This window comes from Methylocystis sp. (assembly GCF_046349115.1).
Lineage (GTDB): Bacteria > Pseudomonadota > Alphaproteobacteria > Rhizobiales > Beijerinckiaceae > Methylocystis.
Window position 1 is genome coordinate 426708 of sequence record NZ_JAXMCX010000003.1, and the last position, 21367, is coordinate 448074.

Sequence of the window (21367 nt, forward strand, 5' to 3'; positions counted from 1 at the left end):
TGTCGAATGTGCGGTCATCGGGATTTCGGCCTCGTCGAAGAACCTAAGGCGCAATTTCGGACCTATCTGCGTCGCTACCAAGGCGTCGACGGATCGTACCACGAAAAATCCATCTCTCAGAAGCTTCTCACGCTTATTTGCACACACTGCGGACATCTGGAACAATTCGCGGAAGCCGTGTTGGACGGCGCCAGGCCCGAAGAATATGGCGCTGAGGTCGGCGATGAATAACGTCGTCCCGTTTCCTGGCGAACCACGAAACAAAGGTGGTTCTGGCGACGGCGGCGGCCCGGAGGATCCCATGCTTGAGCAGCGCGTCGCGCGACTCGAATCTGACTTGGCCGAAATAAAGACCTTACTCAAGGGCTTAAGTAATGACATCAAGGGTCTGGTCGAGGTTTTCGCCGACGTCAAAGGCCGTTTAGCAAAGATGGACGGCGAATTGAGCGGGATTGGTCATCGCTTCGCCGCGCTCCCCAGCACTTGGACGATGCTTGCGATCGTCTTCACGACTTGGGCGCTCGGCTCGGGCATCCTGATCTTTGCGATGAATTTTCTGAAGAGATAGCATGACCGCCTTCCGCACTCTCGACAATGTCGACGTCAAAGGAAAGCGCGTGCTGCTGCGCGTTGATCTCAACGTGCCGATGGAGGGAGGGCGCGTCACCGACGCGACGCGCATCGAGCGCGCGCTGCCGACGATCGAGGAGATCACGAAAAAAGGCGGCAGAGTCGTGCTGCTTTCGCATTTCGGCCGGCCGAAAGGCCAGCGCGTCGAGGAGGACTCGTTGCGCCAAATCGTTCCGGCGCTCGAACATGCGCTCAAGCGCAAAATCGCCTTCGCCGACGACTGCGTCGGAGAAGCGGCGGCGCGGGTCGTCGACGCGCTCAACGACGGCGACGTCGCGCTGCTCGAGAATACGCGCTTTCACAAGGGCGAAGAAAAGAACGCCGCCGACTTCGTCGAGGCGCTCGCCGCGAATGGCGACATTTTCGTCAGCGACGCTTTCTCGGCGGCGCATCGCGCTCATGCGTCGACGGAGGGGATCGCGCATCGGCTGCCCGCCTTTGCCGGCCGCGCCATGCAGGCGGAGCTCGAAGCGCTTGAATCGGCGCTCGCCCATCCCGAGCGCCCGGTGATGGCGATCGTCGGCGGAGCGAAAGTTTCAACCAAGCTCGAACTCCTCGGCAATCTCGTCGCGAAGGTCGACTATCTCGTCATCGGCGGCGGCATGGCCAATACTTTCCTCGCCGCGCAGGGCAAGGCCGTCGGCAAATCGCTGTGCGAACATGATCTCGCCGGCGCCGCGCGGGAGATTTTGGCGAAGGCGGAAAAGGCCGGCTGCGACATCGTATTGCCGATCGACGCCACGGTCGCGCAAAAGTTCGAGGCGCATGCGCCCTCGCATATCGTCTCGGTCGATCATGTCGGCGATGACGACATGATCCTCGACGTCGGACCGAAGTCGATCGCCCATGTCGAGACGCTTCTCGCCAAATGCAAGACGCTGGTGTGGAACGGCCCGTTCGGCGCCTTCGAGCTGCCGCCCTTTGACGAGGGCACCAATGCTGTGGCGCAGACGGCGGCGCGGCTGACCGTCGAGGGGAAGCTGCTCTCGGTCGCCGGCGGCGGCGACACGGTGGCGGCGCTCAATCAGGCGCATGCCGCGCAGGAATTTTCCTATGTGTCGACGGCGGGCGGCGCCTTCCTCGAATGGCTCGAAGGCAAGATTCTACCGGGCGTCGCGGCGCTGGCGCGATAGCCGGCGACCGCCGCCGAGCACGCCCGAACTTTTCTCGTTCAGCGGATAAGCAATCCAACGCGTCGCGTTGGACAGCGCGCGTTAACCGCATTACTTAATAGCGTGGCCCATCTTGGCCTTGCTCTCGCGGCCAACGGCGGCGGCAAGGAAAGCTCATCCGGAGGCGAATTTGCCCGGCAGTCCACTCCCAAAGGTCCCCGCCGACATCGAGCACGAAAATCTCAGCCGCGAGGAATTGCTCGCCCTCCTGCGCGATGTGACCGAGCAGCGCGACAATATACTTACCAAATACGAGGCCATGGCGCTGCAAGTCGACGAGTCGGTTAGAGAAATCGCCGCCGATGTGCTGGACGCACAGCGCAGCGAAAAAAAGGCCGAGGCGAGCGAGCGCCATGCGGAGCAAGAGGCCACGCACGCCGTGGAGCTTTCGCGCCAGCTCGACGACGAGCGTCGCATGCGGGCCGAGGTTGTGGCCGAGTTTGCTCGGTTTCGTGATGCAGTGGCGCGCGCGTCGGTTGACGATCCGTGGGGCGTGTTGGGGCGCGCGGCGTCGCAGATCGGCGACGACTGGGTCGCCTGGGCGCGGGCGAAAATCCCGCATGACAGCTGGTTTTTACCATGGTTCGACCGAGCGGTTGAATTGGTGAAAACCTTGAGCCGCCTGGCGTTCAAAAGCGCGAAGGCCCTCTTCGAATGGGCGAGGCCGCACGTCATCGACTTATGGAAACTGCTGAAAAGCAAACTCCATCGGCAATGAGTCCTCTGCATTCGGGCGATTGCGCCCCTATTCAGCGCGCCGTGGAGGTTCGCGAACGATTTTTCGCCACAACCGCCGAGCGAAACGCAATAGTCGAGACACAATCGCGAAAAATGGGCGGAGGCGCCATTGTGCTATGACGTGGCAACCACTGAAGGTGGGAACTGGTAGCAGGCGTCCGTCCCCCGTTTTCAGGCGTCGGCTATCGACTTGCGGCGGACCTTTTAGAGGCCGCCGCTTTTCGTTGGGGCGCGTAGCGCGGACGCCGACCTTTCCAATCGTGTCCGCTTTGCGTGGAGTCGATTTGCCCCTTTCGCGAACGCTTTTTCGTCACAGCCGTTGCGATGCGCGCAATATTCGCGACACATTTGCGTAAAAGGGCGAAGGCGCCGATCTGCTACAAAGAGCGCGCCATTTCCATTCGGACTGGTCGCGGGACCTTCAACTCCTCGGTTTGTCGACGCGGCGCGGTTTTAGGGCCCGCCGCCAGTCTCGCGACGACCCGGTTTCGACGACGCATGATTCAGCGGCAAGGAGCGGACATGTTGCAATTGCTGGATGTCGTCGTCGGCGAGATCGATCCGCCGACGATGCATTATCGCGATGGCCGGGCCTATTATTTTTGGGAAGCGCAATATGGCGCCCAATTGGTCCGCGTCTATGTCAGCCGCACGGCGCTGGAACAGAGTTTCGACCTCGCGCCCGGCGAGGGGCTTCGCCATGTGCTCTCAAGATCGCACCAAAGAATTCAAGATGCGGCGAACAATAAGTGGCGGCCTAACGACCGCAACGTATTTCTCGAGGATGATGATTTTTGATCGCGGCGCGCAGGCCTGCTCGCCTTATTGCCCGCTCGGCTTTGCCGTAGCGTCCTTGACGCATTTCTTGGTGAAGCTCGCCTTGGCGGCGCCGGCCAATTTCTTCTCGACCGCGGCGGCTTCGCAGGATAGGGCGGCGGCGTCCCTTTCGCATTTTTTCATGAAGCTGTTCAGCGCCGAGCCACATAGCTTTTTCTCGGTGGCCCTCGCGGCGCAATCCGGAGCTGCCGGCGCCGTCTGCGCGGAAGCGGCGGCGGAACCTGCGATGGCGGCGGCGAACTCTCAAATATATGCAAAAGCCTGCGCCACCAGCCCGGCGCTGTGCTCGAAAGAAGAGTTTTCGCAGCTTGAGCCGCCCCAGGAGAACGGGCAGGCCTTGTCGGATGGAGACACTGCCGGGATGCTCCTGCTGCCGGCCGCGGGCGTCGGCGGAGGTCTCGGCGCCTGGATCAACAGCCGGTCGCATCCCACAAACTCGACGATTTTGCAGCAGCCGCTGCTTCCCGCCAGTCCGTGATTTCGAGTGCGGCTGCAGTCGCCGCAGAAGTTACTTTAAATTCAACTTTTTATTATCAGATACTGGCGGAGAGGGAGGGATTCGAACCCCCGATACAGTTGCCCGTATGCCGCATTTCGAGTGCGGTGCTTTCAACCACTCAGCCACCTCTCCGCAGCCATGGGCTGCCGCAAATAGCATGCGCCGGAAGCGGCAATCAAGTCGACTGCCGCCGTTGTGCGGACGGCGAATCCTCGTCAGCCGGCAGTTGGTTTTGTGCGGCATGTCCGCGCTGGCCGGAATCGCAGCCGTCAAAAATATATACATAGATTGACAGTTTGCGATGCCGGCGTCACATTTGCGTCATGAGCGCGACTCGCATTTTCAAATCCGGCAATAGTCTCGCGGTCAGGCTGCCGCGCGGCATCGCCTTCGACGAGGGCGCCGAAGTCGTCGTGCGCCGCCAGGGAGGAAGCCTCGTGGTGACGCCGCTGCGGCTCGACATGGCCGAACTCGTGGCGCGGCTGAGAGCGACGCCGGCGCCTGTCGCCATCGCGCGCCCGGAGTTCAAGCCGCCGAAGCGCCTGTTCGAGCCGCATTAGCGCCATGGCCCGCTATCTGCTCGACACCAATGTCGTCATCGCCGCGGCGCTCGGCCTGCCCGGCGTGCTCGATCGGCTGTCGGCGCTTGAGATTGGCGATGTGGCGATTTCGGCGATCAGCCTCGCGGAAACGCTCGCCGGCGCGACCGGGGCCGAAAACCACGGACGGCTCGCCGAGAATATCGCGCTGATCGCCAAAAATATCGACGTGCTGCCCTTCGATCGCGGCGCCGCCGACGCCTATGGCGCGCTGCTCGGCAAGGTCGACCAGAAGCGGCGCCGCGTTCTCGACCGGATGATCGCCGCCCAGGCGCTTGAGAATGGCCTGACGCTGGTCGCAGCCAACACCGATGATTTCGACGACATTCCCGGCCTGACGGTCGAGAAATGGGCGTAAGACCCGCTACTCGACGTCCTCGACCTTCTCGGGGCCTCCGCCATATATGCGCTGCGCCAGAGAGGCCTGCATGAAGTCGTCGAGTTCGCCGTCGAGGACGTCGGCGGGCGTGCCCGAGGTGAAGCCGGTGCGCAAATCCTTCACCAGCTGATAGGGCTGCAGCACATAGCTGCGGATCTGATGGCCCCAGCCGATGTCGGTCTTCGAGGCCGCGATCTTATTGGCCTCGGCCTCGCGCTTTTCGATCTCCAGCTCATAGAGCCTTGCGCGCAACATGTTCCAAGCGGTGGCGCGGTTCTTGTGCTGCGAGCGCTCGGCCTGACAGGCGACGACGATCCCTGTCGGCAAATGGGTGATGCGGATCGCCGAATCGGTGGTGTTGACGTGCTGGCCGCCGGCGCCCGACGATCGATACGTGTCGATACGGCAATCCGACTCATTGACGTTCACCTCGATGCGGTCGTCGACCACCGGATAGACCCAGACCGAGGCGAAGCTCGTATGGCGACGCGCATTCGAATCGAAGGGCGAGATGCGCACCAGCCGGTGCACGCCGGACTCGGTCTTCGCCCAGCCATGGGCGTTGTGGCCCTTGACGAGAATCGTGCCGGATTTGATGCCCGCCTCTTCGCCCGGCGTCTCCTCGATCACCTCGACCTTGAATTTATGGCGCTCGCCCCAGCGGGCGTACATGCGAAACAGCATGCGCGCCCAATCCTGGCTCTCGGTGCCGCCGGCGCCGGAATGAACCTCGATGAAAGTGTCATTGGCGTCGGCCTCGCCCGAAAACAGCGCCTCGATCTGGCGGGCGCGGGCCTGTTTCAACAGGCTTTTCAGCGCCTCGACGCCCTCTTTCTCAGTATCCGCGTCGCCTTCCGACTCGCCCAGCTCGACGAGGGTCAGCGCGTCGTCGAGTTCGCGCGCGAGGCCTGACAGCGCGCCCATCTGCTCCTCGAGCTGGGTGCGCTCGCGCATCAGCTTCTGCGCGGCTTCGGGATCGTTCCAGAGCGCGGGGTCTTCCGCGCGGACGTTCAATTCGGCGAGGCGGCGTTGCGACGTATCGACGTCAAAGATGCCTCCTCAGCAGTCCGATGGACTGCTCGATGTCGGCTTTGAGCGCAAGCGGTTCGGCGCGCATGATCTTTCCAGTTGCGGGTATGCGAAGCGGCCTCGCCGCGATCGGCGCGGAAATTAGGCGGCGCACGCGCGACTGTAAACCCCGCAATTCGAGCGGCTAACCTCAAAAACTCCGGTCCGCCGGGCGGTCCTGGCGCTCGCGCCGGGGGCGCGGCTCGTCGCCCTCCGGCACGCCGGCGAGGCCCCAGCGGCGCATCAGGAAGAGCGCCGTCGCCGAGGCGAGCAGGCAGAGAATGGTCGCGTAGAGCGTGCCATTGTCGGTCTCGAGAAACGGCAGGTCCTTGGTGTTCATGCCGAAAAAGCCGGTGACGAAGGTCGCCGGCAGCAGCAGCATCGTCGTCAAGGTCAACACATAGAGCCGGTCGTTGGTCTCCAGGCTGAGGAGGTCGTTGAGCTCGTCCTGCAGCAGACGAGCGCGCTCCTGAAGGCTCATCACATCCTGGTTCAGGGCGCCGGCGTGTTGAACCAGTCGCGCGGCGGCCGCGCGAAGGTCGTCGTCGCGCTGCTCGCCCTCCTCCTCCTCGATGTTTTCGAGCCGCGCCACGGTGGTCGACAGGCCGCTGATCTGGCGCGCCAGGCGCACCGCCTCGCGGCGCGCGGCGCTGAGCGCCGGCCGCGCCAGACGCCCACGCTGGTCGATAATGCGGTCCTCGACGCGATCGAAGGCCGCGCCAAGCTCCGCGGCTTTTCGCGCCAGCCCGTCGATCAGCGCGTCGGTCAGATATTCGAACAGATCGATCGGCGAGGCGATCCGTGCGCCACGATCGACGGCGATGCGCGTCTGCTCGACGCTGTCCATCGGCAACCGTCGCGCGCTAATGAAGAAGCTCGCGCCAGAGGCGAAGCGGACATAATCGGTGCGCGAGGTCGGCCCGCTGAGATCGCGCTCATGATCGAGCAGCGCGCCGTTCAACATCCCTTCTGAATATTCAAGATGCTGATGATCGACGGGATCGCACAGCGATTCGCAGGCTTCTTCGGGAAGCGCCTTAATCCGGGCGAGCAGCGGGCGCGTGCGCACATCCGTAAGATCCATATGCAGCCACAAGAATCCCTCGCGCGGCGCGCCGAGAGTTTCGAAATCCTCTGCGGTTCCCGCCTCAGCTTCGCCCTCGCCGTTAAACCGCAGGAGCCACTGGCAGCCTGGAATGTGCGGATAGGGCGCTGTTACGAGGCGGTCTGGGATCATGGCGGCGCTCACGGGAAGGTTAGAAAGAGAGCCCGGGGGAATATGACAGGCTTACGACAGGCGCGGCGTCAATCTTCGGACAGCCTTGTCTTGCCCGGCCCGTGCGGCTCGACGAGGGCGCCGAAATCATGCGGCTCCTTGCGGGCGCGCCTCAGCGCGGCGTCGAGGAATTGCGTAAAGGCGTCGATGTCGCGTTCTTCGGTCCGGTGATTGATGATCGCGGCGCGGATCGCCGGAACCCCGTCGAGGATGGTCAGCGACGGCGCCGCTTCGCCGCGCTCATGCAGCTCCATGACGATTTCGCGGGCGAGCGAACCATCCTCGTCATCCTTGACGCCGAAGCAGACGATATTGAGCGTCACCGGCGCGCGCAGCACGAAGGCGTCCGATTGGACGATCCAGGATTCGAGCCGCTTCGCCATGCGGCAGGTCTGCTCGATACATTGGCCGAGACGCTTCGCGCCGAAGGTTTCGATGGTGAACCAGGCTTTGAGCGCGCGAAAGCTGCGCGACAGGTCGGGGCCGAGATCGCAGGGCCAGATATCGCCGGCCGCGAGGCCGCGCGGCGCACGGGTCAGATAGGCGGCGTTGGCGGCGAAGGCGCGCTTATGGGCCTCTGGATCGCGCACCAGAAAGAAGCCCGCGTCATAGGGAACATGCAGCCATTTGTGGAAGTCGAAGGCGATGCTGTCGGCGCGCTCCAGCCCCTTGATTAATGGTTTCAGCGCCGGCGAGAGCGCCGCCAGCGCGCCGAAGGCGCCGTCGACATGGAACCACATGTCCTCGCTATGGGCGACGTCGGCGAGCCGGTCCAGTGGATCGATCGCGCCGGTGTCGACCGTCCCCGCCGTGCCGACGATCAGAAAGGGCCTGAAGCCCGCCGCCCGGTCGGCGGCGATGGCGCGGCGAAGATCGCGCACCCGCATCGCCCGGCGCTCGTCGGAAGGGATGAGGCGCAGATGACGCGCGCCGAGTCCCGCGAGCTCCATCGCCTGGCGGACGCAATTATGAGCCTCCCGCGAGGCATAGGCGATGAGCTGGCCAGATTGCGCGCAGAGCCCATTGAGCCGCACGTCATTATCGCCATAGGCCTGGTCGCGGGCGACGAGCAGGCACAGGAAATTGGCGATCGAGGTGCCGGTGACGAAAATGCCGCTCGCCTCCGCCGGAAAGCCGAAGGCCTCGGCCATCCAGGCGGCGATCTGGCGCTCGACGTCGATCGCGATGTGATTGCGTCCGCCGCAGTTCGAATTCATGCCGGCGGAGAGCATTTCCGCGATCATGCCGGCCGGCGTGCCGGCGCCCTGCGCCCAGCCCATGAACATCGGATGGGTGTTGCCGGTCGCGAAGGGCTTGATATAGCGGTCGAAATCCTCGAGCATGGCGGAGAAGTCGCGCCCCTCCTGGGGCAGGCCGCGCTTGAATCGCGCCAACGCCTCTTCGCTCGGCGCCGTCCAGACCGGGCGTTCACGCAAATCGCGCAGATGGTCGAGCATCAAGTCGAGCGCGCGATGGCTCTCGGCGCGAAATTCGTCCCAGTCTTCAGGATCGAGATTGACCGGCATGTCCACAGCCTCGCGCGCCGGCGGCGCGGGGGAGGCGCAACGACGGCTGCGATAGGTCGCGCGAAGGCGTTTCACGCTCCTGCAAATAGCCGGCTTTCCCCGTCTGGCGCAACATCATCTATTTTCCGATGCTTACGGCCACGGACCCGACATGTTCGACTTCGCCGTCGACCCGGTCGCCGGCAAGAAGCGGTCCGACCCCTGAGGGCGTGCCGGTGAAGATCAGATCGCCCGGTGCGAGCGCGACGTTGCGCGACAGCGCGGCGATGATTTCGGGCACGCTCCAGATGAGATCGCCAAGATCGCCCTCCTGTCGCAGGACGCCATTGACGGAAAGCGCGATGCGACCTTGCGCCGGATGGCCGATCTCGGCGACGGGGCTTATGGCGCCGATCGGCGCGGAATGATCGAAGCCTTTCGACATGTCCCACGGGCGGCCGGCGTTTCGCGCCGCGGTTTGCAGATCGCGCCGCGTCAGGTCGATTCCGGCGGCATAGCCGAAGACGCAGTCGAGCGCCCGCTCGACGGGGATATCGGCGCCGCCGCGGGAGAGCGCCGCGACCAGTTCGATCTCGTAGTGGAAATCATGCGTCAGCGACGGATAGGGAATCGTCCCGCCGCTTTCGACGACCGCGTCGGCGGGCTTGGCGAAAAACACCGGCGGCTCTCCGCCTTTCGCCGGCTCTTTCCCCATCTCGCGGGCATGGGCGGCATAATTCAGCGCGACGCAGAAAATTCGCCGCACCGGAAAGCGCCGCGCGTCATGGGCGATGGCGACGCTTGGGCATGGCGGCGGCGGGAAAATGAATTCAGCGGACATGACTTTACTCCGCCTCCGGGTCAATCGTAATCGGCTGGATCGAAGCTGCGCAGCGTGCCGCAGAACTCGCAGGTGACGCCGATGCGGCCGTCGTCGCCGATCATGTCGCGGCGCTCCTGCGGCGAGAAGCTTTTCAGGAGCTTGTCGATGCGCTCATGCGAACAACGGCAGAATTCCTCGAGCGCGCGCTCAGAGAAGACCTTGACGCCGCGCTCATGGAACAGGCGGTAAAGCAGTCGCTCGCCCGACAGCGCCGGATCGACGAGTTCGTGATCTTCGAGGGTGGCGGCGAGCGCCTGGCCCTCGGTCCAATGATCATCGTCATCTTCTTCCATGAGTTCCTCCGCGCCTTCGGGCGCGTCGCCCGGAGGAAGATCGCGGGCGCGGGCGCCGCCGGAGGGCAGATATTGCAGCAGCAATCCGCCGGCGCGCCAGCTGCGTCCCTGCGGCGTGACGCTTTCGGCGACGGCCAGTCTGACGAAAGACGGAATCTGCTCCGATTGCTGGAAATAGAGATGGGCCGCCTCGGCGAGGCTCTCTCCTTCGAGCGGCACGACGCCCTGGTAGCGCGCGGCGTCTTCCTCGCGCTCGATGGTCAGCGCGAGATGGCCGCGCCCAAACAGCGCCGCCGGCGCGGCGTCGCGGATCTGCGCGACGCGCTCGGCGTCGAAACGGGCGAAGCCGCGCAGCTTTCCCGGCGCGTCATAATCGACGACGAGCATGTCGACGGGGCCGTCGCTGCGCGTCTGCAGCTGAAAGCGTCCATGCGATTCGAGAATCGAGCCGAGCAGCGCGGCAAGCGTCACCGCCTCGCCGAGGAGTCGCGCGACCTGCGGCGGATAGGCGTAATGATTGAGGATGGAATCGACGATGGGGCCGAGGCGCGCGATGCGGCCGCGCAGGTCAAGCGCCTCGACCGCGAAGGGCAATATCCGGTCATCCTCGGAATAAAGCGCCGCCGGGCGGCTCGGCGCCGGATCGCCGCCTTGCGGCATCAGACCTGCCCCGGCGCGAGACACCAGCACAACACCCCCTTCTGGGCGTGCAGCCGGTTCTCCGCTTCGTCGAAGACCACCGACTGCGGCCCGTCGATCACTTCCGCGGCGACTTCCTCGCCGCGATGCGCCGGCAGGCAATGCATGAAGAGCGCATGTTTCGCCGCCGCGCCCATCAGTTTCGCGTCGACCTGATAGGGCGCGAGCGCGGCGCGGCGCTCATCCTCGTCGGCGTCGCCCATCGACACCCAGCAATCGGTGATCACCGCGTCTACGCCAGCGACCGCTTCCCAGGCGTCGCGCGTCAGATTCATCCTCGCGCCATTGGCCTTCGCCCAGCCGATGAGTTCTTCCGACGGCGCGAATTCTTTCGGCGTCGCGACATTGATCGTGAAGCCCAGCCGGCAGGCGGCGTGTACCCAGCTTGTGAGCACATTATTGGCGTCGCCGCTCCAGGCCACCGTGCGCCCTTCGATCGGACCGAGATGCTCTTCGAACGTCATGACGTCGGCCATCACCTGGCAGGGATGCGACTGTTTGGTCAGCCCGTTGATGACCGGCAGATTGCCGTAGCGCGCCAGTTCCATGAGATCGGGATGGGAGAGAATGCGCACCATCACGGCGTCGAGAAAGCGCGCGAGGACGCGCGCCGTATCGGCGATGGTCTCGCCGCGGCCCAGCTGCATTTCCGCGCCGGTCAGCATGATCGTCTCGCCGCCGAGTTCGCGCATTGCGATATCGAAGGAGACGCGCGTGCGGGTCGACGGCTTGTCGAACACCATGCCGAGATATTTGCCGGCGAGCGGCCGTTCGGTCGGCTCGGCGCCCTTGACGCGGCGCGACTTCAGCGATTTGGCGATATTGAGAATGTGGCGCAGCTCTTCGCCGGAATGATCCGAGAGGTCGAGAAAGCTGCGCGGCCGCGTCAGCGAATGGGCGGTCATCACGCGGCTCCGAGCTTTTCGGCGGGCGCGGCGAGCCGAGCGCATGCGGCGGTGAGGCGCGCCGCCGCCGCCGCGATGTCATTCTCGTCGATGACGAGCGGCGGCAACAGACGCACGACATTGTCTCCGGCGAGCACCGTCAGCAGACCCTCGGCGCGGGCCGCGGCGGCGAAATCGACGTTGGGAATTTTCGTCTTGAGCCCGAACATCAGACCTTCGCCGCGAATCTCTTCGATCAGCGACGGATAACGATCCTCGAGTTCAGCCAGCCGCTGGCGCAGCAGCGCGCCGAGGCGCGAGACGCGCGCCAGGAATCCGTCAGCGAGCACGACGTCGAGCACCGCACCGCCGACCGCCGTCGCCAGCGGATTGCCGCCGAATGTCGAGCCATGGGCGCCAAGCGTCATGCCCTTGGCGGCCTCGCGCGTCGCGAGACAGGCGCCGAGCGGAAAGCCGCCGCCCAGCCCCTTGGCGAGCGCCGCGATATCTGGCGCGACGCCGGCATGTTCGCAGGCGAGAAACTTGCCGGTGCGGCCGACGCCGCATTGCACTTCGTCGAGGACAAGCAGCAGGCCGCGCGCGTCGCACAGCGCCCGCAGCCGCGCCAGAAACGACGGCGCAAAGACCCGCAACCCGCCTTCGCCCTGAATCGGTTCGAGCAGCACGCCGGCGGTCTCTGGCGTGATCGCCGCTTCGACAGCGTCGTAATCGCCGAAGGGAACCTGATCGAAGCCCTCGACCGGCGGTCCAAAGCCGTCAAGATATTTTGGGTTGCCGCCCGCGGCGATCGTCGCCAGCGTACGGCCATGGAAGGCGCCTTCGAAAGTGATCAGCCGATAGCGTTCCGGCTGCCCGTTGACGGCGTGGAACTTGCGCGCGGTCTTGATCGCGCATTCCACGGCCTCGGCGCCGGAATTGGTGAAAAAGACCAGATCGGCGAATGTCGCTTGGCAGAGCCGCTCGCCGAGCCGCTCGGCTGGCGGGATGCGAAACAGATTGGAGACATGCCAGGGCGCGTCAGCGGCGCGCTTCAAGGTCTCGACGAGATGCGGATGATTGTGGCCGAGCGACAACACGGCGACGCCCGCGCTGAAGTCGAGATAGCGGTCGCCGTTTTCCGCGGTCAGCCACGCGCCTTCTCCCTGTTTGAACGCGAGATCGGCGCGCGGATAGGTCGGATAAAGCGCTGACGTCAACAGCCCTGCTCCACGCCTCCTGTCGCCGGCTTCGACCGGTGGAAGCTTAAAAAAACAAAGCGCCGCCCTGTTGAGGGCGGCAGTTCGACGGGGATTTTAAGCTTGCCGCCCGACGCGGTCAAATCCATGACGCCGCAGGATCATTGGCGAAAAAAGCTGCATCGCGGCAAAGCGCGCGGGTGAGTCCTTCCGGCAACAGTCGTTGTGAAAGACTGTTGAGAACGCCAGCGCGCGCTTGCCAGCGCGACTCGCGCGTGATTCAAAGTAAACAGAAAGTTTCTAGTCGGCGCCCGCGTCGTTTGTTCGGGCGCGTTCTCTCGAGTGTTGATGCGCGTCACATCGCCGCTGGGCTTCAGGCCTGCGCAGCGGTCGGAGGAAGAGTCCGATCCGCGCTCGACCCGAAAGAATGGAGAAGCCTAATGTCATGGACCGACGAACGCGTCGAACTGCTCCGCAAACTCTGGAGCGACGGGCTGAGCGCCAGTCAAGTGGCGGCCGAACTCGGGCCGGGCATCACGCGCAACGCCGTCATCGGCAAAATCCACCGGCTCGGGCTCGCCGAGCGCGCCAAGACCGTCAGCGCGCAGCGGCCGCGGGTCGCCAAAGCGCCGCGTCAGCCGCAGCCGCGCATCAACGGCGCCGCGTCGCACGGCAATCTCGCGCTTGCTTTCGCGCCGCATGCGCTGGCCGCGCCGCGGCGCGCGCCTGAAGAAGAAGTGGTGATCCCGATGTCGGAGCGCGTCACGCTCATGGAGCTGCGCGAATCCATGTGCCGCTGGCCGATGGGCGATCCGACATCGGCGGAATTCCGCTTCTGCGGCGGCAAATCAAGCATCGGCGGCGGGCCCTATTGCGCCTATCATGCGCGCGTCGCCTATCAGCCGGCCCAGGATCGCCGCCGCGCGCGCGATCAACTCAGGGCGCAGCGCTACGCGTAAGCCATAACCACGGTCATTCGTGACCGAAGGTTTCATCGAAGGAATAGCCGGCGCCGCGCACCGTGCGGATCGGATCCTTCTCGCGGCCGCGGATCATGGCCTTGCGCAGACGTCCGACATGAACGTCGACGGTGCGTTCGTCGATCTCCGCCGACATGCCCCAGACGCTGTCGAGCAATTGCGCGCGCGTGAACACGCGGCCCGGCTTCTCCATGAAATATTCGAGCAGCCGGAACTCGGTCGGACCGAGGTGAATTTCACGTCCCGATCGCCGCACCCGGCGGGTGTCGCGATCGAGATCGATGTCGCCAAGGGTCAGCCGCGAGGCGACGCGCTCGGGCCGCGCCCGGCGCAGCAGCGCCCGCACCCGCGCCATCAACTCGGGCGTTGAAAACGGCTTGACGACATAGTCGTCGGCGCCGACAGACAGCCCGCGCACGCGCTCGCCTTCTTCGCCGCGCGCGGTCAGCATGATCACCGGCATGTCCTTGGCGCTGTCGCGGGCGCGCAGCCGCCGGCAGATTTCGAGACCGGAAACCCCCGGCAGCATCCAGTCGAGAATGACGAGGTCGGGCGGCGACTCGGCCAGTCGCAGCTCCGCCTCGTCGCCATTGTCGACATGCTCGACCTGATAGCCCTCGGCCTCGAGATTATAGACGAGCAGCGTCGCGAGCGATGTCTCGTCCTCGACGACCAGAATGCGCGGCGCCCGATCGCTCTTGCCGCTGCGCTGTACGACGACGGAAGTCACTTCGTTCATTGCGCCGCCTCATCCTTCACGCCGAAATCGGGAACGCGCGATTTCGGCCGCTCGGTGGGCATCGCCTCGCCGGTGACGAGATAAATCACCGTTTCCGAAATATTGGTCGTGTGATCGCCGATGCGCTCCAGATTCTTCGAACAGAACAGAAGATGCGTGCAGAAGGAAATGTTGCGCGGATCCTCCATCATGAAGGTGAGGAGATCGCGGAAGACGGAATCCTCCAGCGCGTCGAGATCGGAATCATTTTGCCACACCGCGTGCGCGCGCTCCGTGTCGCGCAGGGCGTAAGCGTCGAGCGCGTCCTTCAGCTGCATCGCCGCGACTTCATGCATCGACTTCAGACCGACGATGGCGCGCGGCACGCGGGCCTCCGAGACGATCTTGAGCGTTCGCTTGGCGATGTTTTTCGCAAGATCGCCGACGCGCTCTATATCGCCGGAAATGCGAATCGCGGCGATGCATTCGCGCAGGTCGACCGCGAGCGGCTGCCGTCGCGCGATGGTGAGAATGGCGTTCTCCTCGATCTCGCGCTGCAGCGCGTCGAGCCGCGGATCGCTGGAGACGACGCGATGGGCGAGGTCGACGTCGAAGCTCGACAGCGCATCCATCGCCTCCGCCAGCATTTTTTCGGCGACGCCGCCCATTTCAGCGATGCGGCGGCCGAGGGATTCAAGATCGCGGTCGTAGGATTTCACAATATGATCGCTCATGGGCGCCGTCCTTGAATCGCGGTTAGCCGAAACGGCCGGTGATATAGTCGAGCGTTCGCTTCTCTTTCGGCTTGTTGAACACGTCGTCCGTCTCGCCGAATTCGACGAGTTCGCCGAGATACATGAAGGCGGTGTAATCGGAGACGCGAACCGCCTGCTGCATGTTGTGGGTGACGATCGCGATCGTGTAGCGGTTCGTCAGCTCGTCGATGAGTTCCTCGACCTTCGCCGTCGAGATCGGATCGAGCGCGGAACAGGGCTCGTCGAACAGGATCACTTCCGGCTGCACGGCGACGCTGCGGGCAATGCAGAGCCGCTGTTGCTGGCCGCCGGAAAGCCCAAGGCCGCTTGCCTGAAGCTTATCCTTGACCTCGTCCCAAAGCGCCGCGCCGCGCAGCGCCGCTTCGACCCGCTGGTCGAGATCGGCGCGCGGCAGTTTTTCATAGAGCCGAATGCCGAAGGCGATGTTTTCGTAAATCGACATCGGGAAGGGCGTCGGCTTCTGGAAAATCATGCCGACGCGCGCCCGCAGGGCGTTGAGGTCGATCGCGGGGTCGAGAATGTTTTCGCCGTCGAGGAGCACCTCGCCCTCCGCCCGCTGTCCGGGATAGAGGTCGTACATGCGGTTCATGACCCGCAGCAAGGTCGACTTGCCGCAGCCCGAAGGACCGATGAAGGCGGTCACCTTATTGGCGTGAAGCGGCAGGTTGATGTTCTTGAGCGAACGATCGGCGCCGTAATAAAAATCAAGACTGCGCACCGTGACTTTTGTCGGCGGCTCTTTCGGGGCGTGGACGGCGGCGTTCATTTCGATTTCCTCCGGCCGGCGCTCAGCGTGCGCGCGGCGATCGACAGGGCGAGAACTGCGACGGTGATCAGCAGCGCGCCGGTCCAGGCAAGTTGCTGCCAATCCTTGTAGGGCGAGAGCGCGAACTGGAAGATCACCACCGGCAGGCTCGCCATCGGCGCAGCCAGATCGGTGCTCCAGAACTGGTTGTTGAGCGCCGTAAACAGAAGCGGCGCGGTCTCGCCCGACACGCGCGCCACGGCCAGCAGCACGCCGGTGATCAGCCCCGCCTTGGCGGCACGATAAGCGACCTGGCCGACGACATGCGAACGGGGCGCGCCGAGCGCCGACGCCGCCTCGCGCATCGATCCGGGCACGAGCAGCAGCATGTCCTCGGTGGTTCGCACGACGACCGGAACGACGAGCAGCGCCAGCGCCACCGCGCCCGAAATCGCCGAGAAATGGCCCATCGGATGCACGAGGATCGTGTAGACGAACAGGCCGACGACGATCGAGGGGGCGCTCAGCAGAATGTCGTTGATGAAGCGAACGACGAGCGTCAGCTTCGAATAGCGGCCGTATTCCGCCATATAAGTGCCGGCCAGCATGCCAAGCGGCGTGCCGATCGCCACGCCGATCGCGGTCATGATCAGCGAGCCGGCGATGGCGTTGAGCAATCCGCCGGCGCTGCCGGGGGGCGGCGTCATCTCGGCGAAGACCGCCGGAGACAGGCCGCGGACGCCTTCGTAAAGCAGCGCGACGAGGATCAAAAACAGCCACGCCAACCCGAATATCGCGGCGACCCAGCAGAGCGTCGTCGCGATGGAATTGGCGCTGCGTCGAGTTGCGTAAAGCGACATGAGCGTCTCCCTACGCTGACTTTTGTTCGATGCGCATCAGCATGTAACGCGCGATCGCCAAAACGATGAAGGTGATGACGAAGAGGATCAGGCCGAGTTCGATCAGCGCCGACGTGTAGAGATCGCCGACCGCCTCGGTGAATTCATTGGCGATGGTCGCCGAAATCGTCGTGCCCGGCGCGAGCAGCGACCCGGAAATCTTGTGCGCGTTGCCGATGACGAAAGTGACCGCCATCGTCTCGCCGAGCGCCCGGCCGAGCCCGAGCATGACGCCGCCGATCACGCCGACGCGCGTATAGGGCATCACCACATAGCGCATCACTTCCCAGGTCGTGCAGCCGATTCCGCTCGCCGCTTCCTTCAACACCGGCGGCACCGTCTCGAAAACGTCGCGGGAGATCGACGCGACGAAGGGCAACACCATGATCGCGAGAATGAAGCCCGCCGTCAGCATGCCGATGCCGTATGGCGGGCCCGCGAACAGCATCGAGAACACGGGAATGTCGCCAAAGGCCGCGATCAGCGCCGGCTGCACATGCGACTGCAGAAACGGGGCCAGCACGAAGAGGCCCCAAATGCCGTAGATGATCGACGGGATGCCGGCCAGGAGTTCGATCGCCGTGCCAATCGGCCGGCGCAGGATATAAGGGCAAAGCTCGGTAAGGAAGATGGCGATGCCGAGGCCGACGGGAACGGCGATCAGCATGGCGATGGCCGAAGTCATGATCGTGCCGTAGATCGCCGGCAGCGCGCCGAAATTTTCGGTGACCGGATTCCACGATTGCGACACGAGGAAGCCGAAACCGAAAGTCTTCATCGCTGGCAATGAGCCATAGACGAGCGAAACGATGACGCCGCCGAGGATCACCAGCACGATCACGGCCGCGCCGCGCGTCGCCTCGCGGAATATCCTGTCGACAAGCGCCATCCTGCTCAGCGCGCGCGATCGATCGGCTGTCGCTGACGGCGACGATACTTGTTGCAAGACTACTTCCGACATTTCCGAATCCGCCTCCCCGCCAGCTCCATTGCCGGTTCGCCGGCTCGGCTCGATCGAGAACATTCGCTCAACTCCCGGCGCCGCCCGGATTGGAAGGGCGCCAATGCCCGCAGACGGCCGCCTGAGGCGGCCATCTGAGTTCGTTGAAGCAAGCCTCGGCTCGCCGCGTCAAAGCGACGAGAGCGGCTTGCCGTCGGTCCCTTTGACGCCGGCCCAAGTCTTCTTGATGAGTTCGACCACCGTTTTCGGCATCGGAATATAGTCGAGCTCTTCAGCCATTTTGCCGCCATGGGCGAAGGCCCAGCTGAAGAATTTCAAAGCTTCCCCCGCGGCCGCCGCGTCAGTGGGCTCCTTGGGCAGAAGAATAAAGGTGGCGGCGGTGATCGGCCAGGCCTTCGTGCCAGGCTCGTTCGTCAGGATTTCATAAAACCCTTCAGCATGGGCCCAGTCGGCGCCCGCCGCGGCCGCCTGGAAGGAATCCATGCTCGGCGCGACGACCTTGCCGTCCTTGTTGACCATCTTCGTGTGGGTCAGCTTGTTCTGCTTGGCGTAGGCATATTCGACATAGCCGATCGCGCCCTTGGTGTTGGCGACATTGTTCGCGACGCCTTCATTGCCCTTGGCGCCGATGCCGACCGGCCATTCGACCGAAGTGTTCTCGCCGACCTTCGACTTCCAGTCGGGCGAAACCTTCGAGAGGTAATTGGTGAAATTGAAGGTCGTTCCCGATCCGTCGGACCGATGGACGACGACAATCGGCTCCGACGAAAGCTTCGCCTTCGGATTGAGCTTCTTGATCGCCGGATCGTCCCATTTGACGATTTCGCCGAGGAAAATCTTGGCCACCACGTCGCCGCTGAGCGTGAGTTCGCCGCCGGTCACGCCGGCGAGATTGACGACCGGCACGATGCCGCCGATCACCTGGGGCCACTGAATGAGGCCGGCGGACTCGAGGTCTGCGGCCTTCAGCGGCTGGTCGGAGGCGCCGAACGTGACCGTGCGCGCCTTGATCTGCTTGATGCCGCCGCCGGAGCCGATCGACTGATAGTTGAGCCCGTTGCCGGTCTCTTTCTTATAGGCCTCGGCCCATTTGGCGTAGATCGGATAGGGGAAGGTGGCGCCGGCGCCGGAAATGTCCAGCGCGCTCGCCGCGCCGGCCAAGACGGCAAGCGCAAGCGCTGCGCCAGCGCCGCGCCTGAAAATCTTCGAGATCATTTGGAGGTCTCTTTCGCTCGAGAACAGACTAAGCGATGCGCGCCCCGCGTCATCGCGCGCGAGAAACTAGCGGCCCGACAATAGGTTTTTGTGACATAATCATTACAATTTTATGACAAGCAAACATCCTAAATATCAGCTTTTTAAATTAATCACGCCGCCTCGCTTCCCGGCAAAATGACGCGAAACAGCGTCCCTTCGCCGAGCGCCGACTCAATCGCCAGCCGGCCGCGATGTCGTAACACGATATGTTTGACGATGGCGAGCCCCAGGCCAGTGCCGCCCTTGGCGCGGCTCTTGCCCGCGTCGACGCGATAGAAGCGCTCGGTCAGTCGCGGAATATGCTCCGGCGCGACTCCGGGACCGTAATCGCGCACCGACAGAACGACGAGCGCGCCCTTGCGGACGAGCGAGATGTCGATCGGCTTGCAGGCGCCGTGCTCGGCGCATCCATATTTCAACGCGTTCTCGACCAGATTCTCGATGACGCGGGCGAGTTCGTCGCGATCGCCCGGCGCGACGACGTTCGGCTGGAGATCGAGATTGATCGCGACGCCCCTTTCCTCGGCGATCTGCGACAGCGTGTCGACGATATGGGCGACGAGCAGCGTCAGATCGACAGGCGTCGCCGGTCGAAGGTGCATATGTTGCTCGATGCGCGACAGGGACAGAAGATCGTCGACCAGCCGCGCCATGCGCTGCGCCTGTTCGCGCATGATGGCGAGAAATTTGTCGCGCGTTTCGCTGTCCTCTCGCGCCGGTCCCTGCAGGGTCTCGACAAAACCGAGCAGCGAGGCGAGCGGGGTGCGCAATTCGTGGCTGGCGTTGGCGACGAAGTCGACGCGCATGCGCTCGACTCGCCGGGACTCGGTGAGATCGCGAAGGCTCACGATGGCGGCGGACTCGAATCCTTCGATCTGCATCGGCGCGATATGGGCCTCGAACCAGCACTCGACCGGCAGGCGTTCGACCCAGACGGTTTTCTCCGTCTCGCCGCCGCCGAGCACGCGGGCGACGGCGTCGAGCATGTCGGGCGAGCGAAGACCACGCGACAGCGGCTCGTTTAGCCGAATCGCCGGCGAGAGGCTTTGCGCCGCGGCGTTTACCGCGACGACATGGGTTTCGGAGTCGATGACGAAAATCGGCTCCGGAAGCGCATTGATCACCGGCGCCAGGAGATCCATCGCCTGATCGCGCCATTTGCGTTGCTGAGCCGATAGGGTCATGGCGACTGAACCCGCGCCGTTCAATTCGAGCGCTCCTCCAGAATGCGCGCGATCGCCTCGCGTAACGTCGTCCAGCGCCGCGCGCCTTCGTCGGCGCCCAGAAGCGCAAGCGCGACAACGAAGGGAATGAAGTAATACACCATGCGAAACAAAAGCAGCGACGCCAGCACGCTTTCCTGCGACGCCGCGGGAATGGCGTGCAGCATGGTCGCTTCGAAGACGCCGATGCCGCCCGGCGCATGGCTGATGACGCCGAGAATGCAGGCGACGATATAGACCGCCACGAATGGCACAAAATCCAGTGGCACGCCGGGCGGAAGCAGCACATAAAGCGCGCCGGCGGCGCAACATAGATCGGCGACGCCGAGCGCGAACTGCGCCACGGTCGGGACAAAGCCCGGCAGATCGAGCGCATGGCCGCGCAGCTCGATCCTGCGGCGCTCGAAGGTCACCCAACCGAAATAGAACAGCACGCCGCCGAGGATCAGCACGCCCGGAATGGCGTGAAGAAGGGCTGGCGCGCCGTCAAGCGCGGCGAGCGCGCTCGCGCCGTAAACGAAGCCGACGCCCATCATCAGCGTCATGCCGAGCCAGAAGGTGACGCCGGCGAATACGGTGATATTGGCGACCTGCAGCGCGCTCAGCGAAACGCGCGAGTAAATCCAGTAGCGAACGGCGGCGCTGGTGATGATCGGAAATCCGAGATTGAAGGAAATCGCATAGCTGGCGAAGGAGGCGAGCGCGGCCACGCGATAGGGCGCATGCGCGCGCATGTGCCACAGGGCGACGACGTCATAGCCGGTGAGGAAGACATAGGAGAGAGCCGAGAGCGCGAGCGCCGCGAGAATTTGCGTGGCGCTCGTCGCGCGGAACGCGTTCATCAGATCGGCGTAGCTCAGGTTGGAGAGCGTCTTGCCGAGAATGTAAGCGGCGAGCGCAAACACCGCGAGACTGGCCCCGACGCCCAGCGCGCTCAATGCGCCTTTGGGCAATCGGCGGCGAAACGACTCAAGAAATCCAGCGTTTTCTCGTGGCCTGACGACCGGCGGTCCCGGCGCGTCGGCCTGCATCAGTTCGTTATCCTGCTGAGTCACGCTGCCCCCGCGCCAGCCGCCGCCAGGTTCCTGGAGCATTCAATCGACAATCCTCTCAATCGACGTTTCGCTTGATGTTCGTTTTTTGTCGCTTC

Annotated in this window: 24 protein-coding genes and 1 tRNA gene; 9 read left to right on the forward strand and 16 right to left on the reverse strand. The window is 64.1% G+C overall.

Features of this window, described 5'->3' with window-relative positions:
• Window positions 1–6 precede the first annotated feature (6 nt).
• From U1E20_RS11485 to U1E20_RS11510, 6 genes are all read left to right on the forward strand, one after another.
• A complete protein-coding gene (locus U1E20_RS11485; RefSeq protein ID WP_409980735.1) occupies window positions 7–231 on the forward strand; it encodes a hypothetical protein in 225 nt (74 codons plus the stop codon).
• Entirely contained in the window at window positions 224–568 is a 345-nt protein-coding gene (locus U1E20_RS11490) for a hypothetical protein (RefSeq protein WP_409980736.1), read from the forward strand. Before U1E20_RS11485 ends, U1E20_RS11490 begins: the two co-directional genes overlap by 8 nt.
• Before the next feature lies 1 nt (window position 569).
• The gene (locus tag U1E20_RS11495; protein WP_409980737.1) at window positions 570–1763 is read left to right on the forward strand and encodes a phosphoglycerate kinase; all 1194 of its coding nucleotides are present in this window, start codon (window positions 570–572) and stop codon (window positions 1761–1763) included.
• A gap of 235 nt (window positions 1764–1998) precedes the next feature.
• Window positions 1999–2520 (forward strand): hypothetical protein, encoded by a 522-nt coding sequence (locus U1E20_RS11500; protein WP_409980738.1) that lies wholly within the window; start codon window positions 1999–2001, stop codon window positions 2518–2520.
• A gap of 542 nt (window positions 2521–3062) precedes the next feature.
• Window positions 3063–3338: a hypothetical protein gene (locus U1E20_RS11505; RefSeq protein ID WP_409980739.1), complete on the forward strand. Its 276-nt coding sequence runs from the start codon at window positions 3063–3065 to the stop codon at window positions 3336–3338.
• Complete coding sequence (locus U1E20_RS11510) at window positions 3325–3855, forward strand: hypothetical protein (RefSeq protein WP_409980740.1); 531 nt, start codon at window positions 3325–3327, stop codon at window positions 3853–3855. The genes U1E20_RS11505 and U1E20_RS11510 overlap by 14 nt, the downstream gene beginning before the upstream one ends.
• 63 nt (window positions 3856–3918) lie before the next feature.
• Here U1E20_RS11510 and U1E20_RS11515 read toward each other — a convergent pair.
• Window positions 3919–4008 (reverse strand) — tRNA-Ser (locus tag U1E20_RS11515).
• Window positions 4009–4199: 191 nt separating this feature from the next.
• Here U1E20_RS11515 and U1E20_RS11520 point away from each other — a divergent pair.
• A complete protein-coding gene (locus tag U1E20_RS11520; RefSeq protein WP_409980741.1) occupies window positions 4200–4436 on the forward strand; it encodes an antitoxin in 237 nt (78 codons plus the stop codon).
• A 4-nt stretch (window positions 4437–4440) separates the two neighbouring features.
• Window positions 4441–4833: a PIN domain-containing protein gene (locus tag U1E20_RS11525; RefSeq protein WP_409980742.1), complete on the forward strand. Its 393-nt coding sequence runs from the start codon at window positions 4441–4443 to the stop codon at window positions 4831–4833.
• Between the two features lie 6 nt (window positions 4834–4839).
• Here the strand turns inward: U1E20_RS11525 and prfB are convergent.
• The 7 genes from prfB to U1E20_RS11560 all read right to left on the reverse strand — a co-directional run bounded on the left by prfB (window position 4840) and on the right by U1E20_RS11560 (window position 12679).
• Window positions 4840–5971, reverse strand: a protein-coding gene (gene prfB, locus U1E20_RS11530) for a peptide chain release factor 2 (RefSeq protein WP_409980743.1) whose coding sequence is annotated in 2 segments (ribosomal slippage) — window positions 4840–5901 and window positions 5903–5971 — 1131 coding nt in all. Because the reading frame shifts where the segments join, the coding sequence is not laid out codon by codon here.
• Between the two features lie 102 nt (window positions 5972–6073).
• Complete coding sequence (locus U1E20_RS11535) at window positions 6074–7159, reverse strand: CorA family divalent cation transporter (protein WP_409980744.1); 1086 nt, start codon at window positions 7157–7159, stop codon at window positions 6074–6076.
• 68 nt (window positions 7160–7227) lie between these two features.
• Window positions 7228–8724, reverse strand: coding sequence for a pyridoxal phosphate-dependent decarboxylase family protein (locus tag U1E20_RS11540; RefSeq protein ID WP_409980821.1), 1497 nt, complete (start codon window positions 8722–8724; stop codon window positions 7228–7230).
• A gap of 118 nt (window positions 8725–8842) precedes the next feature.
• Window positions 8843–9544: a fumarylacetoacetate hydrolase family protein gene (locus U1E20_RS11545; RefSeq protein ID WP_409980745.1), complete on the reverse strand. Its 702-nt coding sequence runs from the start codon at window positions 9542–9544 to the stop codon at window positions 8843–8845.
• Window positions 9545–9564: 20 nt separating this feature from the next.
• Window positions 9565–10539: an Hsp33 family molecular chaperone gene (locus U1E20_RS11550; RefSeq protein ID WP_409980746.1), complete on the reverse strand. Its 975-nt coding sequence runs from the start codon at window positions 10537–10539 to the stop codon at window positions 9565–9567.
• Entirely contained in the window at window positions 10539–11483 is a 945-nt protein-coding gene (argF, locus tag U1E20_RS11555; protein ID WP_409980747.1) for an ornithine carbamoyltransferase, read from the reverse strand. Before argF ends, U1E20_RS11550 begins: the two co-directional genes overlap by 1 nt.
• The gene (locus U1E20_RS11560; protein ID WP_409980748.1) at window positions 11483–12679 is read right to left on the reverse strand and encodes an aspartate aminotransferase family protein; all 1197 of its coding nucleotides are present in this window, start codon (window positions 12677–12679) and stop codon (window positions 11483–11485) included. Before U1E20_RS11560 ends, argF begins: the two co-directional genes overlap by 1 nt.
• 419 nt (window positions 12680–13098) lie before the next feature.
• Between U1E20_RS11560 and U1E20_RS11565 the strand changes: the two genes are divergently transcribed.
• Window positions 13099–13617, forward strand: a complete 519-nt coding sequence (locus U1E20_RS11565) for a GcrA family cell cycle regulator (RefSeq protein ID WP_409980749.1) — start codon at window positions 13099–13101, stop codon at window positions 13615–13617.
• 13 nt (window positions 13618–13630) lie between these two features.
• Here the strand turns inward: U1E20_RS11565 and phoB are convergent, their stop codons facing one another.
• The 8 genes from phoB to U1E20_RS11605 form a co-directional block, all read right to left on the reverse strand.
• The gene (gene phoB / locus U1E20_RS11570; RefSeq protein WP_409980750.1) at window positions 13631–14377 is read right to left on the reverse strand and encodes a phosphate regulon transcriptional regulator PhoB; all 747 of its coding nucleotides are present in this window, start codon (window positions 14375–14377) and stop codon (window positions 13631–13633) included.
• Window positions 14374–15090, reverse strand: a complete 717-nt coding sequence (gene phoU / locus U1E20_RS11575) for a phosphate signaling complex protein PhoU (protein WP_409980751.1) — start codon at window positions 15088–15090, stop codon at window positions 14374–14376. Before phoU ends, phoB begins: the two co-directional genes overlap by 4 nt.
• Window positions 15091–15112: 22 nt before the next feature.
• Window positions 15113–15898: a phosphate ABC transporter ATP-binding protein PstB gene (gene pstB / locus U1E20_RS11580; protein WP_409980752.1), complete on the reverse strand. Its 786-nt coding sequence runs from the start codon at window positions 15896–15898 to the stop codon at window positions 15113–15115.
• Complete coding sequence (gene pstA, locus U1E20_RS11585) at window positions 15895–16737, reverse strand: phosphate ABC transporter permease PstA (RefSeq protein WP_409980753.1); 843 nt, start codon at window positions 16735–16737, stop codon at window positions 15895–15897. Before pstA ends, pstB begins: the two co-directional genes overlap by 4 nt.
• Window positions 16738–16747: 10 nt before the next feature.
• On the reverse strand, window positions 16748–17665 hold the full coding sequence (gene pstC, locus U1E20_RS11590) for a phosphate ABC transporter permease subunit PstC (RefSeq protein WP_409980754.1): 918 nt from the start codon (window positions 17663–17665) through the stop codon (window positions 16748–16750).
• 240 nt (window positions 17666–17905) lie between these two features.
• Window positions 17906–18952, reverse strand: a complete 1047-nt coding sequence (pstS, locus tag U1E20_RS11595; protein ID WP_409980755.1) for a phosphate ABC transporter substrate-binding protein PstS — start codon at window positions 18950–18952, stop codon at window positions 17906–17908.
• A 152-nt stretch (window positions 18953–19104) separates the two neighbouring features.
• A complete protein-coding gene (locus U1E20_RS11600; RefSeq protein WP_409980756.1) occupies window positions 19105–20178 on the reverse strand; it encodes an ATP-binding protein in 1074 nt (357 codons plus the stop codon).
• A gap of 20 nt (window positions 20179–20198) precedes the next feature.
• Window positions 20199–21311: a lysylphosphatidylglycerol synthase domain-containing protein gene (locus U1E20_RS11605; protein ID WP_409980757.1), complete on the reverse strand. Its 1113-nt coding sequence runs from the start codon at window positions 21309–21311 to the stop codon at window positions 20199–20201.
• Window positions 21312–21367 lie beyond the last annotated feature (56 nt).